General features: G+C 74.9%; 15 protein-coding genes. 8 read left to right on the forward strand and 7 right to left on the reverse strand.

What is annotated here, in order from left to right:
- Window positions 1-24: 24 nt before the first annotated feature.
- Window positions 25-921: an NAD(P)H-binding protein gene (locus MET2598_RS0124440; RefSeq protein ID WP_018262682.1), complete on the forward strand. Its 897-nt coding sequence runs from the start codon at window positions 25-27 to the stop codon at window positions 919-921.
- Here MET2598_RS0124440 and MET2598_RS0124445 read toward each other — a convergent pair.
- The 3 genes from MET2598_RS0124445 to MET2598_RS0124455 are packed head-to-tail and all read right to left on the reverse strand — an operon-like array spanning window position 893 to window position 3,576.
- Window positions 893-2,635 carry a SulP family inorganic anion transporter gene (locus MET2598_RS0124445; protein ID WP_018262683.1) on the reverse strand — a complete coding sequence of 581 codons (1,743 nt, stop codon included), beginning with the start codon at window positions 2,633-2,635 and terminating at the stop codon, window positions 893-895. The two genes, MET2598_RS0124440 and MET2598_RS0124445, sit on opposite strands and share 29 nt — an antisense overlap.
- A 32-nt stretch (window positions 2,636-2,667) precedes the next feature.
- The gene (locus MET2598_RS0124450) at window positions 2,668-2,925 is read right to left on the reverse strand and encodes a helix-turn-helix domain-containing protein (protein WP_012330593.1); all 258 of its coding nucleotides are present in this window, start codon (window positions 2,923-2,925) and stop codon (window positions 2,668-2,670) included.
- A 54-nt stretch (window positions 2,926-2,979) separates the two neighbouring features.
- Window positions 2,980-3,576, reverse strand: a complete 597-nt coding sequence (locus tag MET2598_RS0124455) for a metallophosphoesterase (protein WP_018262684.1) — start codon at window positions 3,574-3,576, stop codon at window positions 2,980-2,982.
- Window positions 3,577-3,692: 116 nt separating this feature from the next.
- Between MET2598_RS0124455 and MET2598_RS0124460 the strand changes: the two genes are divergently transcribed.
- Window positions 3,693-4,679 carry an aldo/keto reductase gene (locus tag MET2598_RS0124460; protein ID WP_012330591.1) on the forward strand — a complete coding sequence of 329 codons (987 nt, stop codon included), beginning with the start codon at window positions 3,693-3,695 and terminating at the stop codon, window positions 4,677-4,679.
- Here the strand turns inward: MET2598_RS0124460 and MET2598_RS0124465 are convergent.
- Together MET2598_RS0124465 and MET2598_RS0124470 are read right to left on the reverse strand one after the other, a co-directional pair.
- Complete coding sequence (locus tag MET2598_RS0124465; RefSeq protein WP_012330590.1) at window positions 4,669-5,556, reverse strand: NAD-dependent epimerase/dehydratase family protein; 888 nt, start codon at window positions 5,554-5,556, stop codon at window positions 4,669-4,671. The genes MET2598_RS0124460 and MET2598_RS0124465 overlap by 11 nt on opposite strands.
- A complete protein-coding gene (locus tag MET2598_RS0124470; protein ID WP_018262685.1) occupies window positions 5,550-6,278 on the reverse strand; it encodes a GntR family transcriptional regulator in 729 nt (242 codons plus the stop codon). Before MET2598_RS0124470 ends, MET2598_RS0124465 begins: the two co-directional genes overlap by 7 nt.
- 101 nt (window positions 6,279-6,379) lie before the next feature.
- Here MET2598_RS0124470 and MET2598_RS0124475 point away from each other — a divergent pair, with 101 nt between their 5' ends.
- From MET2598_RS0124475 to MET2598_RS0124485, 3 genes are all read left to right on the forward strand, one after another.
- The gene (locus MET2598_RS0124475) at window positions 6,380-7,672 is read left to right on the forward strand and encodes an MFS transporter (protein ID WP_012330588.1); all 1,293 of its coding nucleotides are present in this window, start codon (window positions 6,380-6,382) and stop codon (window positions 7,670-7,672) included.
- A gap of 13 nt (window positions 7,673-7,685) precedes the next feature.
- Window positions 7,686-8,624, forward strand: coding sequence for an SMP-30/gluconolactonase/LRE family protein (locus MET2598_RS0124480; protein WP_018262686.1), 939 nt, complete (start codon window positions 7,686-7,688; stop codon window positions 8,622-8,624).
- Window positions 8,625-9,138: 514 nt separating this feature from the next.
- A complete protein-coding gene (locus tag MET2598_RS0124485) occupies window positions 9,139-9,639 on the forward strand; it encodes a MucR family transcriptional regulator (protein ID WP_012330586.1) in 501 nt (166 codons plus the stop codon).
- Window positions 9,640-9,763: 124 nt separating this feature from the next.
- Here MET2598_RS0124485 and MET2598_RS0124490 read toward each other — a convergent pair whose 3' ends face one another.
- The gene (locus MET2598_RS0124490; RefSeq protein WP_018262687.1) at window positions 9,764-10,171 is read right to left on the reverse strand and encodes a globin family protein; all 408 of its coding nucleotides are present in this window, start codon (window positions 10,169-10,171) and stop codon (window positions 9,764-9,766) included.
- Window positions 10,172-10,238: 67 nt separating this feature from the next.
- Complete coding sequence (locus tag MET2598_RS0124495) at window positions 10,239-10,769, reverse strand: PaaI family thioesterase (protein ID WP_012330584.1); 531 nt, start codon at window positions 10,767-10,769, stop codon at window positions 10,239-10,241.
- 179 nt (window positions 10,770-10,948) lie between these two features.
- Here MET2598_RS0124495 and MET2598_RS0124500 point away from each other — a divergent pair, with 179 nt between their 5' ends.
- From MET2598_RS0124500 to MET2598_RS0124510, 3 genes are read left to right on the forward strand one after another with little or no spacing between them, the layout of a single operon-like run.
- Window positions 10,949-12,349: an MBOAT family O-acyltransferase gene (locus tag MET2598_RS0124500; protein ID WP_018262688.1), complete on the forward strand. Its 1,401-nt coding sequence runs from the start codon at window positions 10,949-10,951 to the stop codon at window positions 12,347-12,349.
- Window positions 12,336-13,313 carry a hypothetical protein gene (locus MET2598_RS0124505; RefSeq protein ID WP_018262689.1) on the forward strand — a complete coding sequence of 326 codons (978 nt, stop codon included), beginning with the start codon at window positions 12,336-12,338 and terminating at the stop codon, window positions 13,311-13,313. The genes MET2598_RS0124500 and MET2598_RS0124505 overlap by 14 nt, the downstream gene beginning before the upstream one ends.
- Entirely contained in the window at window positions 13,310-13,909 is a 600-nt protein-coding gene (locus tag MET2598_RS0124510; protein WP_018262690.1) for a GDSL-type esterase/lipase family protein, read from the forward strand. The genes MET2598_RS0124505 and MET2598_RS0124510 overlap by 4 nt, the downstream gene beginning before the upstream one ends.
- The last annotated feature ends 52 nt before the right edge of the window (window positions 13,910-13,961 follow it).

Here is a 13,961-nt window from a genome sequence, read left to right on the forward strand (position 1 = left end):
CGAGACCATAGGCGGGACGACCTCATGTCGGCGCACGCGACCCATCGCCTCTTCGTCACCGGCGCCAGCGGCCAGCTCGGCACCCTGGTGATCGACGCCCTGCTGGCGCGGCTCGCGCCGGAGCGCGTCGTCGCCGGGATGCGCCGGCCCGACGGCGAGGCCGGCGCGCGGCTGTCGGCCCGCGGCGTCGCCGTGCGGGAGGCCGATTACGACCGGCCCGAGACCCTGGCGGCGGCCTTCGCGGGGATCGACCGGCTGCTCCTGATCTCGTCGAGCGAGATCGGCAGGCGGGAGGCGCAGCACCGGGCGGTGATCGCGGCCGCGCGGGCGGCGGGGATCGGCCTCGTCGCCTACACGAGCGTGCTGCGGGCCGACACCTCCCCGCTCGCCCTCGCCGGGGAGCACCGGCGGACCGAGGCGGCCCTCGCCGAATCCGGCCTGCCCTGCGTGATCCTGCGCAATGGCTGGTACACGGAGAACTACGCGGCCTCGATCCCCGCGGCCCTCGCCGAGGGCGCGCTGCTGGGGGCGGCCGGGGAGGGGCGCATCGCCTCGGCGGCGCGGGCGGATTACGCCGAGGCCGCCGCCGCGGTGCTGAGCGCCGCGGACCCGGCCGGCGGCGCCGACGCGCCCCGCATCCACGAACTCGCCGGCGACGGCGCCTACACGCTCGCGGAGTTCGCCGCCGAGATCGCCCGGCAGGCGCGGCGTCCCGTCGCCTACCGGGACCTGACGGAGGCCGCGTTCAAGGACGCCCTGCTCGGGGCCGGGCTGCCGGAGCCGGTCGCGGCGCTGCTGGCCCAGTCGGACGCGGCGGCCGCGCGGGGCGCGCTCTTCGACGACGGACGGGCGCTCAGCCGGCTCATCGGCCGGCCGACGACGCCCGCCGCCGTCACGGTCGCCGCAGCGCTGCGGCGTTGACGGACGCGGCCTCCGGCAGCTCGGGATCCGGCCCCCGGGCGGCGGTGAGCGCCTCGGCGACGTTGGCGCGGAACCGCACCGCGGGCGGCCGCACCCCGTGGCTGAGCAGCATCCGCCGGATCGGCGGGCTCGCCCCCGCGACGAGGACGCTCGCCCCGTGCCGCTCGGCCTTGCGGGCGAAGGCCTCGATCGTGGCGGCGGCCGTCGAGTCGAGCAGCGGCACCTCCGAGAGGTCGATCACGGTGGCGCGCGGCCGCTCGCCGAGGCGGTCGAGGGCGGCGCCCACCGCGGCCGCGGAGCCGAAGAAGAAGGCGCCGGAGATCCGGTAGACGATCACGTCCGGATCGCTGGCGAGCCCGGCATCGTAGGGGGTGCGGGGCACCGCGGAATCGGCCGCGTCCTCGGCCACCAGGGGCAGGCGGCGCTCCACGTCCACGGCCTGCGCCATCCGGTGCAGGAACAGCAGCGCCCCGAGGCCGAAGCCGACCAGGATGCCCTCGGTCAGGTCGCGGAACACCACCAGCGCGAAGGTGGCGGCGAGCACCAGCGCGTCGCCCCGCGAGGCGCGCAGGAGCGCCGCGACCGCGTGCTTCTCGGCCATGTTCCAGGCGACCACCGCCAGCACGGCGGCGAGGGCCGGCAGCGGGATGAAGCGGGCGAGCGGCGCGGCCACTAGCATGAAGAGCAGCAGGAACACCGCGTGCAGCATGCCCGAGACCGGGCCGCGCGCCCCCGCGCGCACGTTGGTGGCGGTGCGCGCGATGGTGCCGGTGACGCAGAGGCCGCCGAACAGGGCCGAGGCGACGTTGGCCGCCCCCTGCGCGACGAGTTCGCAATTCGAGCGGTGGCGCCGTCCGCTCATCGAATCCGCCACCACCGCCGAGAGCAGGCTCTCGATCCCGCCCAGCAGCGCGAAGGAGAGGGCGGAGGGCAGCATCTCGGCGACCTTCGCGGGCGAGAGGTCGGGGAGGGCGGGGGCCGGCAGCATCTGCGGGATGCCGCCGAAGCGGCTGCCGATCGTCTCCACCGGCAGGCCGGCGAGCCAGGCGAGCAGGGAGGCGGCGCAGGCCGCGATCAGGAAGCCCGGCCAGTGCGGGCGCAGGCGGCGCAGGCCCAGGATGATCGCGACGCTGAGCCCCGCGACGGCGAGCGCCGCGCCGTTGACGGTCGGCAGCGCGGCGGCGAGCGCGGCCAGTTTGGGGAGGATCGGCCCGGGCTCCCGGCCGGGCAGCGTCAGCCCGAGCAGGTCCTTGACCTGGGCGGCGAAGATGATGACCGCGATGCCCGCCGTGAACCCGACCGTGACCGGGTAGGGGATGTACTTGATGAAGGTGCCGAGCCGCAGGAAGCCGATGGCGAGCAGGATCAGCCCGGAGAGCAGGGTGGCGGTGAGGAGCCCGTCGATCCCGTGCGCCTCGACGGTGGCGGCGACCAGCACGATGAAGGCCCCGGCCGGCCCGCCGATCTGGAAGCGGCTGCCGCCCAGCGCCGAGACCGCGAAGCCGCCGACGATCGCGGCGATCAGGCCCCGGTCCGGCGTGACGCCCGACGCGATCGCGATCGCCATCGAGAGCGGCAGCGCCACGATCGCCACCGTGAGCCCCGCGAGCGCGTCCGCCCGCAGGTCGGCGAGGCCGTAGCGCTCGCGCAGCACCGTCACCAGCTTGGGCGTGTAGAGGTCGGCGAAGCTCGCCGCACTGCGCTCGGCACTCATGATGCTGGCCCCGTCCCCCGTCCCGGCGGCGCTCAGCGCGGGGCCGGCCGGGCGAGGCGCACGCCGCGCCCTCCCTCCCGGCTCACCGCGTTGTCGCCGATCAGCTCGACGCCGGCTTGATTGAGCGCCTCGACCACCTTGGTGAGGGTGTCGACGACGCCCCGCACGTTGCCCTCGCTCGCCTCCATCCGCTGGATCGTCGGCAGCGACACGCCCGCCAGCTCGGCGAGCTGGCGCTGGTCGATGCCGAGCAGGGCCCGGGCGGCGCGCATCTGTGCGGCGGTGATCATGCCGGCTCCTTCGTGGCACAGCGGTATCATACCGGATGATTGATGTACAGAACATCAATCATCACGGTTCAGGGATAAGTCCCGGCGGCTGCCGGGCTCCACCCCGGCATCGCGCCGCAGCTCGTCGGGAACGAGCGTGGCGGCGCGCTGGCGGGCGACCAGGGCGGCGATGCCGACCGGGCGGTCGTCCCAGGCGTCGACGCCCACGTCGCAGGAGCGGGTCGTGTCGGGGATCGTCCCATGGGTGTGGCCGTAGAGGTGGCGGGTGCCGCGCCAGAGGCCGGGCCAGGCCCGGTGGGCGTAGTGGGCGAGGAAGAGCCGGCAGGCGCTCCCGTCCGCCGCGGGGAGGTTCAGCCGGTAGCTCTCGGTCGGCGGCTCGGCCCAGGGCAGGGTGAGCACGCGGTTGGTGTCGTGGTTGCCGCGCACCAGCCGCTTGACGCCGTTGAGCCGGGCGAAGATCTCGCGGCAGCGGGCGCGGCTCGCCCCGGCCGCGAAGTCGCCAAGGTGCCAGACCGCGTCCCCGGGCCCGATCACGGTATTCCAGTGCCGGATAAGGGTCTCGTCGTGCTCCTCGACGCTGGCGAAGCGGCGTCGCTGGCGCAGGATGCGGGCGTCGCCGAAATGGGTGTCGGCGGTGAAGTAGGTGGCCATGCGGGTCCGGGCGGCGGGCGGCTGCGATCTCAGATAGGCGCGGCCGGCCCGCCTTGAATCGGCCACCCGTCGGCGCAGATCCCCCGCCTCATCCCGCACGCGAAGGAGCCTCGTCCATGAAGATGCGCAAGCTCGGGGCCGCCGGCCCGGAGGTCTCCGCCCTCGGCCTCGGCTGCATGGGCATGTCGGATTTCTACGCCGGCCGCGACGAGGCGGAGGCGGTGGCGACCCTGCACCGGGCGGTCGATCTCGGGGTCAATTTCCTCGACACGGCCGACATGTACGGGGTCGGGCGGAACGAGGAGCTGGTCGGGCGCGTGGTGCGCGAGCGCTCGGAATGGATCGTGGTCGCCACCAAGTTCGGCAATGTCCGCGGGGCGGATGGCAGCTTCCGGGGCATCTGCGGGCGGCCCGACTACGTGCGGCAGGCCTGCGAGGCGAGCCTGCGCCGCCTCGGCGTCGAGGTGATCGACCTCTACTACCAGCACCGGGTCGACCCGGACACGCCGATCGAGGACACGGTCGGGGCGATGGCGGCGCTGGTGCGGGAGGGCAAGGTGCGGCATCTCGGCCTGTCCGAGGCGGCGCCCGACACGATCCGGCGCGCCCACGCCGTGCACCCGATCACGGCGCTGCAGACCGAGTATTCCCTGTGGAGCCGCGAGCCGGAGGAGGCGCTGCTGCCGCTCTGCCGGGAGCTCGGCATCGCCTTCGTGCCCTACAGCCCCCTCGGGCGCGGCTTCCTCACCGGGCGGATCCGCTCCCCGGACGACCTCGCGCCGGACGACCTGCGCCGCAACGCGCCGCGCTTCCAGGGCGAGAACTTCTCCAGGAACCTCGCCCTCGTCGGCGCGATCGAGGCGCTGGCGCGGGAGAAGGGCTGCACGCCCGCCCAGGTCGCCCTGGCCTGGGTGCTGGCGCAGGGCGAGGACATCGTGCCGATCCCCGGCACCAAGCGGCGGCGCTACCTGGAGGAGAATCTGGGCGCCCTCGACGTGGCGCTCGCGCCCGACGACCTCGCCCGCCTCGCCGCGGCGCTCCCGCCCGGCGCGGCCGCCGGGACGCGCTACCCGGCGGCGGGGATGCAGTCCGTCAACCGGTGAGCGGATCCGGGTCGGCGGGCCGATCCGGCTTCGGGACCGCGCCTTCGCGCGCCGGATCACCCCCCGAGGAGCGGTCCGGCCGCTCCGTCTCCGGGGTGTAGTCCATCGCCGCGAAGCTCCCGCCCTGGAACCGGCGCGCCACCGGGTCGCGCGGGTCGGCGCCGGCCAGGATCTCGCGCGCGAAGGCGTCCGCCGATTGCCGCGGCCGGTAGCCGATCGCCGCCGCGCCGGAATTGTCCCAGTAGCTGGCGCCGTTGTCCGACACCCCCCAGACCGCGAGGTAGCCCGGCACGGCCGCCGTGACCGCGCGAAGCACGAGCTCCGCGAGGTCGTCGAGGCCGAGCCAGGTCGCGAGGTGGCGCGGCTCGGTCGGGCGGGGCTGCGCCGTGCCGATGCGCAGCGCCACCCCCTCGATGCCGTGCTTGTCCCAGTACATCCGGCCCATCGCCTCGCCCCAGGCCTTGCTGAGCCCGTAGAACCCGTCCGGCCGGAACGGGGCCTCGGCCCCCAGCCGCGCCTCGACCGGGTGCATCCCGAAGGCGTGGTTCGAACTCGCGAACACCACCCTGCGCAGCCCGTGGCGGCGCGCGCCCTCGTAGACCGCGTGGAGCGCCACGAGGTTGTTCTCGATCACCTCCGGCAGCGGCCTCTCGACGCTGGTGCCCGCCATGTGGACCAGCACCTCGCTGCCCGACAGGAGACGGTCCACCGCCTCCGGGTCGCGCAGGTCGCCCGCCGCGATCGTCTCCTCCGCCGACAGGGGCTCCAGCGCGTCGAAGCCCGCGCCCGAGCGCAGCCGGTGCCCCGCCGCGAGGAGCCGCGGGCGCAGGGACCGCCCGATCTGCCCGCCCGCTCCCGAGAGCGCGATCCTCACCATGCATCCCCCCTCCGCGCCGGCGCGCCCGCGCCGCCGGCCCCCTCGGCCTCGTCGAGGAGCGAGGGGCCGTCATCCAGGATCGTGGCGACGTGGTGGGCCAGCGCCGCCGCGAGCGCCGTCCCGTCCCGCCGCTCCACCGCCGCCAGGATGCCGAGATGCCGCCGCGCCGTGTGCGCCAGGTCGGGCGGCACCGGGCCGCGCAGCATCTTGAAGCGGTGGTTGTGGGTCAGGCAGCGCAGCAGCAGCGGCTCCAGGCTCGGCAGCCGCGCCGCCGCGAACAGGCGCCGGTGGAAGGCGCGGTCCGCCTGCGCCAGGGCGTAGGCGTCGCCCGCCGCGGCGGCCGCCTCCATGGCGGCGAGCCGGCCGTGAAGGTCGGGCAGCAGGTCCGGGTCGGGCGGCCCCGCGAAGGCCCGCCGCGCCGCCCGGCACTCCATGTCCCGGCGCAGGCGCAGCATCTCCAGCGCCTCGTCCGGGCTCGTCTCCGACACCCGGGTGCCGCGGTGGCCGAAACGCTGCACCAGCCCCTCCTCCTGCAGCAGCAGCAGCGCCTCGCGGACCGGGCCCTGGCTGCAGCCGAAGCGGGAGGCGAGCTCGAGTTCGAGCAGCGCCGCGCCGGGCGCCACCTCGCCCAGCATGATCGCCCGCCGCAGGGCGTCCGCCACCTGGACGTGGCGCCGCCCCCGCGGGAGGGCGTGGATCGTGGTCGGCGCGGCCTCGGGCACGGGCCCTCTCTTGTCAGCCAATATCATTATCGATAACGAGCGCAGTAACGAAGCGCGCGCCCCGTGGCAAGGGAGGGGCGCGCCGCGCGGGAGGGGAACGGATGGGCAAGGTCGGCAGGCTCCGCTGGGGCATCCTCGTCCTCGTGGCGCTCGGCACGGTGGTCAACTACATCGACCGGAACGCGCTGGGCGTGCTCGCCCCCGTCCTGAAGGAGCAGCTGAGCTTCACCACCGAGCAGTATTCCTACGTGGTGGCGGCGTTCCAGGTGACCTATGGGCTGATGCAGCCGCTCGCGGGCTACCTCACCGACCTGATCGGCCTGCGCACCGGCTACGTGGTCTTCGCCCTGATCTGGGGCACGGCCTGCGCGCTGCACGGGCTGGCGACCGGCTGGCTGTCGATGGCGGGGTTCCGCGCCCTGCTGGCGGTGGGGGAGGGGGCGGCGATCCCGGCCGCCGTGAAGACCTCGACCCTGTGGTTCCCGCCCCAGGAGCGCTCGATCGCCACCGGCTGGTTCAACACCGGTTCCTCGGTCGGGGCGATGATCGCGCCGCCGCTGGTGATCTGGCTCTCGCTCAGCCTCGGCTGGCAGGCCGCCTTCGTGATCACCGGCCTGATGTCGGTGGGCGTCGCCCTGCTGTGGTGGCTCCTCTACCGCGACCCCGACCGCCACCCGGCGCTCGGCGCGGCGGAGCGCGCCCATATCGGCACGCGGCCGGCCCTGCCCAGGCCCTCGGTGCGCGCGGTCCTCACCGCGCGGCCGTTCTGGGGCATCGCGGCGGCCCGCTTCCTGACCGAGCCGGCCTGGCAGACCTTCAACTACTGGATCCCCCTCTACATGGTCACGGCCCGGGGGATGGACATCAGGCAATTCGCCCTGTTCGCGTGGATGCCCTTCCTGGCGGCGGATCTCGGCTGCGTGGCGAGCGGCTACCTCTCCCCCTTTCTCGCCCGGCGCTTCCGGATCTCGCTGCGCAACTCGCGGGTCGCCGGCATCGGGGTGGGGGCGGTCTGCATGATCGGTCCGGGGCTGATCGGCCTCGTGGCGAGCCCCTTCACGGTGATCGCGCTGTTCTCGCTCGGGGCCTTCGCGCACCAGATGCTGTCGAGCCTGCTCTACGCGGTCGTCACCGACCGCTTCGCCCCGCAGGAGGTCGCCACCGCGACCGGGTTCGGCGGCATGGCGGGCTATCTCGGCGCCACGCTGTTCTCGCTGCTGATCGGCCAGGCGGCCGCGCGCATCGGCTACGAGCCGCTCTTCGCCTGCCTCTCGGTCTTCGATCTCGCGGCGCTGCTGGTGGTCTGGCTCCTGCTCGGCGAGCGGGGCCGCGCGGCGGCCGTGCCGCCCGCCTTGCCCCTGGGCGCCGGCCCCGCGACGATGAAGGCCGAGTGAGGAGACAGGCCCCGTGTGGACACCGAGCCCGCGCTACCCCGACCCGGCGGTCGAGATCATCGACGCCTCCTTCGCCCGCTACCGGGTCTTCAGCGCCGCCGTCGAGCGCCTCGCCACCGGCTGCCGCTGGGCCGAGGGGCCGGTCTGGTTCGGGGACGGGCGCTGCCTGCTGTGGAGCGACATTCCCAACGACCGCATCCTGCGCTGGGACGAGGAGAGCGGGGTAGTCGGGACCTTCCGCAAGCCCTCGCGCTTCGCGAACGGCAACACCCGCGACCGGCAGGGGCGCCTCGTCACCTGCGAGCATGGCGGGCGGCGGGTGACCCGCACCGAGTACGACGGCGCCGTCACGGTCCTGGCCGAGTCCTTCGAGGGGCGGCGCCTCAACTCGCCGAACGACGTCGTGGTGGCCTCGGACGGGGCGGTCTGGTTCACCGACCCGCCCTTCGGCATCCTGGGCCACTACGAGGGCGAGCGGGCCGAGCCGGAACTGGCCCAGAACGTCTACCGGCTCGACCCCGCGACCGGGACGCTGGAGGCGGTGGCGCGGGAGATCGCCGGCCCGAACGGCCTCTGCTTCTCCCCGGACGAATCCGTGCTCTACCTCGTGGAATCCCGCGGGCAGCCGACCCGGCGCATCGCGGCCTTCGACGTGACGGGCGGGCGCGGGCTCGCCAACCGGCGCGTCCTGATCGATGCCGGGCCGGGCACGCCGGACGGGATCCGCTGCGACGTCGACGGCAATCTCTGGTGCGGCTGGGGCATGGGCGACGACGCCCTCGACGGGGTGATGGTGTTCAACCCCGACGGCCGCCTGATCGGCCGCATCCGCCTGCCGGAGCGCTGCGCCAACCTCTGCTTCGGCGGCCGGCACCGCAACCGCCTGTTCATGGCCGCGAGCCAGTCGGTCTACGCCCTGTACGTGGACGCGCAGGGCTGCCCCGGCGGCTAGAGCAATTCTCGGCGACGTGGATGCCGGTTCGTCGAGGACGATGCGGCACCATCCACGACCGGGAGCAGCGTCCGCGTGCAGCGTGATCGGGCGCTGCTCCAGGGTCCCGGCGCCGGGCCGCGACCGCGGCGCGCCGGCCCCCGGTGGCGGGCGCGCGTCGGTCGCGGCCTCCCGGGAAGCCGCCGCCCTCCGCCCGGAGGGGCGCGCCGGCTGCATGCCGGTCGGGGCTGACCGCGAGACCCGCGCATCTCGGGCCGCAACCGGGCCGCGATTCATGCCCAAACCGCATGGCTTCCCTCGGGTTCGCGGCAGCGCGACCCTGGCGGCGCACCCCCGAAGCCTCCGGGTTTCTGCACGCAGGCGGTGGATTGGCAAAGATATCAGCAACCGTAAGTCACTTGCCGACATTCCCACAAAGTGCGCAGCGGTGATTATTTGCGAACAAGCAGCCTGGATCGATTGACGAAGGATCGCGCTCGGGGAAAATTGTGGCGTCATTCAAAAGGACGTAGCCATGAGTGCCGTCGTAGAGGAATCCTCCATCAATCTGACGGAGCTCGCGAGCGACATCGTTGCCGCGTATGTCTCCAACAACCGGATCTCCGGCGCCGAGCTGCCGGCCGTGCTGCGCAGCGTGTACGAGACGCTGCACGCATTGATCGCGCCGCCGCCGGCGGCCCCGGAGAAGCCGGTGCCGCCGATCCCGATCAAGAAGACGGTGACGCCGGACGCGATCATCTCGCTCGAGGATGGCAAGCCCTACAAGTCGCTGAAGCGGCACCTGTCCGGGCGCGGGCTCACCCCCGAGCAGTACCGGGAGAAGTGGGGCCTGCCGCCGGACTACCCGATGGTGGCGGCGACCTACGCGGCCCAGCGCTCCGAACTCGCCAAGAGCCTCGGCCTCGGCCAGCTGCGCCGCGAGCGCGCGATGCAGAAGCGGGCGGCGGCCGACGCGGTGGTGAGCGCGAAGACGCCGGCGCGGCGCGGCCGGCCGCCGAGGACGGCGGCCGAGTGATGCGACATCCGACGGACGGAGTCGCCATGCGGATGTCGGCTTCGCTCACGCGCCGCGCGGGCTTGGCATCCGCCGTCCGGACGATCACGTCCGGACGGCGGATGAGCGGGCCTGCCGGCGCCGGTCAGGCGCGGGCCGCCCCCGACATCAGCCCCGCGACGAGGCCGTAGGTGGCGGTCCAGGCCTCGCGCAGCTCCGGAGTGAAGGCCGGGCCCAGGCCCTGCTGCAGGGTCCAGAGCAGCGCCTCCCCGACGGGCGCGAAGTGCGCCTCGCCGACGCCGTAGGCGACGTGCCGCCGCCCGAGCTCCTGGATGGCCGGCACCACCGTGTCGGGCCGGCCGAGCTGCGCCACGGCGAGCCCCAGCATCGCCATCAGCTTCTGCTTCTGCTCGCTCATGTCGTCGGGGAAGAGCGGGCGCAGGTCGGGGGCGATCGTGAACAGGCGGTCGTAGAACAGATCGGCCGTCGTCGCGGCGATCGGCCTGACTGACTCGAAACTGTCCTGGACGAGGCGGATCTGATCAGGAGACATCGGCATCACCGAGATAGACCGGGGACGGCCGAGCTTACACCAGATATCGTCCGCCGTCGCGCCGCGATCAGGCCGACGGCCGGGCCGGCAGGTCGAACAGCAGGCAGGTCGAGGTGGCGGTGGCGCAGAGGCGCCCCTCCTCGTCCGTCAGCCGCGCCTCGGCGACGGCCTGCTGGCGCCCGGCATGCAGCACCTCGCCGACGGCCGTGACCACGCCCGTCTCCCGGGTGAGGGCGCGCAGGTAGTTCACCTTCATCTCGAGCGTGGTGTAGCCGCGTCCCTCCGGCAGCAGCGAGTGCACGGCGCAGCCCATCGCGCTGTCGAGCAGGGTCGCGATCGCTCCCCCGTGCACGCAGCCGATCGGGTTGTAGAGGTGTTCCCCGGGAGCCATGCGCATGATGACCTGGCCGCTCTCGGCCGAGACCATCTCCATTCCGACGAGCGCGCTGATCGGCGGGCGCGGCACCTCCTCGGACATCAGCGCGCGCAGGAAGTCCAGCCCCGCGCGCCCGAGCCCCGCCCGGGCGGTGAGCCGCGGATCCGCCCACTCGACGAGGCGGCGCCGCGCGGGGGAGGGCTCGGGCGTGTCGCTCGTCATCTGTCGTCCCGTCGGGAGGCCTGCCGCGGCAGCCTAGCCAAGCGCGGCCGGGCGGGCAACGCGACGGGCCGGCCGCGATGTTGACCGCGGCGCCGGGCGGGCCGCTTATGCCGTCTGCCGCCTTCCCCGACGCAGCCGGGCCGGTCCGCCGGCAACCCTGCGGCACCCCGCGAGCCGCGATGCCCTTCAACGCGCTCACCTTCCTGCTCGTCGCCCTGCCGCTCGCGCTCGCCCTGCAGGCGCTCTGCCTCGCGTGGCGGCCCGCCTGGCACGCTCGGCTCCTCGCCGGCCTGTCGCTCGCCTATTACGGGTGGTGGGACCTGCGCGCCCTGCCGCTGCTCCTCGGCGCGATCGCCGGAACCTGGCTCGCCGGCGAGGCGTATCGGCGCTCCGGCGACGGGCGGGTGATCACCCTGGCCCTCGTCCTCGACGTCGCGCTCCTCGGACTCTTCAAGTATCTGGGCTTCTTCGCCGGGCTCGGCGCGGCCCTGACCGGCGCCGCCGTCCCGGTGCCGCTCCTCCTCGCGCCGCTCGGCCTCTCCTTCCTGACCTTCCAGCACGTGGCCTACCTGGTCGACCTGCGCCGGGGCACCGGACCCGCCCTCGGCCCGACCGACTACGTCCTGTACGCGGCCTTCTTCCCGCGGGTGATCGCCGGGCCGCTGGTGCGGCCGGCCGCCTTCGCCGCGGCGCCGCCGCGGCCCGGGGCCGAGAGCGCCGCGCGCGGCCTCCTGCTCCTCGCGGCGGGCCTCGCCAAGAAGGCGGCGCTCGGCGATCCCCTCGCCGCCGCCATCGACCCGCTCTGGGCCGCGGCGGGGGCGGGCCTCGGCCCGGAAGCCGCCGCGCAGGCGGTGCTCGGCTACGCCCTGCAGCTCTACGTCGACTTCTCGGGCTACACCGACATGGCGCTCGGCCTCGCGCTCCTGTTCGGGATCGTCCTGCCGGAGAACTTCCGGGCGCCTTACCGGGCGACCTCGATCCAGGATTTCTGGCGGCGCTGGCACATCACCCTGTCGCAGTTCCTGCGCGACTACCTCTACATCCCGTTCGGGGGCAGCCGGCACGGCCTGCCGCGGCAGGCGGCGGCGCTCCTCGCCACGATGACGCTCGGCGGGCTCTGGCACGGGGCGGGGCTCACCTTCGTGGCCTGGGGAGCGGCGCACGGGGCGGCGCTCGCGCTCCACGTCCTGTGGCGCCGGGCCGGGCTGGCCCTGCCCCCGCTCGCCGGCTGGGCGGCGACCTTCGCCTTCGTGGCGCTGGCCTGGGTGCCTTTCCGGGCCCCCGACTTCGCGACCGCGCTCGCAGTCTATCGCGGGCTCGCCGGGCTCGCGGAGCCCGCAGCCGGGCTCGCGGAGCCCGCGGCCGGGCTCGCGGCGCCCGCGGCCGGGCCGGTCCCGGAGGCGTGGCCGCTCGCGGCCCTGGCCTTCGCCCTCGCGGTGATCGGGCCGACCGCCCACGACCTCGCCCACCGGCTGCCCCTCTCGGGCCGGGTGGCGGCCGCGACGGCGCTGCTCCTCGCCGCGCTCCTCGTCCAGGTCGGCAACGACGCCAACCAGGCCTTCATCTATGCCCAGTTCTGAGCCGGCGCGGCGCTTCCTCGGCCTCACGGCCCTGCTGCTGGCCGGGCTCCTCCTCCTCGTCGCCGCGCGGGTCGTCTGGTTCGACGCCTACTGGATCTTCCGCGCCGATCCGCCCTGGCGGGCGGCGACGGGGGGCGGGAACCGCCTGCTCGATCGCCAGACCCGGCGCGCCAAGGTGCTGCAGGCCCTCACCCGCCCCTGCGCGACCGTGCTGGTGGGAAGCTCCACCGTCTATCACGGGCTCGACCCGCGCGACCTCGACGCCGCGCCCCTGCCGGTCTTCAACGCCGGCATCTCGGCCATCCTCGCCGAGGAATTGCCGCTCGTGGCGAGCGTGGTCGCCTCCCGGCCGGGCGTGTCCCGGGTGGTGATCGGCCTCGACTACTCCATGTTCTCGCGCCCGAGCGTGCCGGTGCGCCTCGATCCCTCCCTCGCCTCCGCCACCGGCCGGCTGACCGCGCTCATGGGCAGCGTGCTCGGCCGCTACGCCCTGATGGACAGCCGGATCGAGGCCGTGTCGGGCGCGGAGGATCCGGGCGCCTGGACCCGCGACGGCTTCCGGGAGACGCCGCCGCTCCCCCCCGCCCTGACCCGGGAGAACGACGCGGCGCGGCGGCGCAGCACCGCGCCGTTCCGCCCGGAGACCCTGGAGGCTCTCGGTCTCGTCCTCGACCGGCTCACGGGGCTGCGCGTCGAGGCCTACCTGTCGCCGGTGAGCGACGCGCAGCGCCGCGTCCTCGCCGATCTCGGCCTCCTCGACGATTTCGCGCGCTGGCGCGAGGCGGTCCTGCGCGTCGGCGCTGCGCGCGGGGTCGCGATCCGCGACCTCACCGCGCTCGGCGCCTCCTTTCCCTTCGACCCCGCCGCCGGCTCGACGGAGGCGTGGCTCGACAACCTGCACTACACGCCGCGGATCGGCCGGCTCGTGCTCGCCGCGCTCGGCCTGCGCCGGGCGCCGCCGTGACCCGCCCCCTCGGCCTCGCCCCGCCGGTCAAGCCCTCGGCCCTGCGCCGGCACGCGCGCCTGGCCGTCCGCGTGCCGGCCGCCGCCGACCTCGTGCTCCTGGGAGATTCGCAGGCGGCCGGCTGGCCCGAGGCGGCCCTGCCGCCGCGCAGCTTCAATTTCGGCCTGCCGGGCGACCGGGTCGAGACCACGCGCTGGCGGCTGCGGGCGGTCGACCTCTCCGGCCTGCGCCCGCGCCGCGCCCTGCTCTGGGTCGGCACCAACAACCTCGCGGACGGCGACCCCGTCGCGGAGATCGTGGCGGGGCTCGGCCTGCTCGCGGCCGAGCTCCTCGCCCTGTGGCCGGGCGCCCGGCCGATCCTGGTCACGCTGCCCTGGCGGGCGCCGCGGGCGGGCCGCCCCGACGCGGACCGGCGCGCCCTCAATCGCGGGATCGCGGGCCTCGCGCGGGGCTGCGGGGCCGATCTGCTCGACGCGGCCGCCCTGCTCGGCGGCGAGGCGGAGGCCGCGCACACCCTCGCGGCGGACCGCCTGCACGTGGCCCCGGAGGGCTATCGCCGGCTCGGGGCGCGGCTCGTCGGGCCGGGGCCGTCGTAGGAGGCGCCCGCCGCGCGCATCGGTCGGTCGCGGGCGCCCTTCGCGGGGTGCG

Source organism: Methylobacterium sp. WSM2598 (genome assembly GCF_000379105.1).
GTDB lineage: Bacteria > Pseudomonadota > Alphaproteobacteria > Rhizobiales > Beijerinckiaceae > Methylobacterium.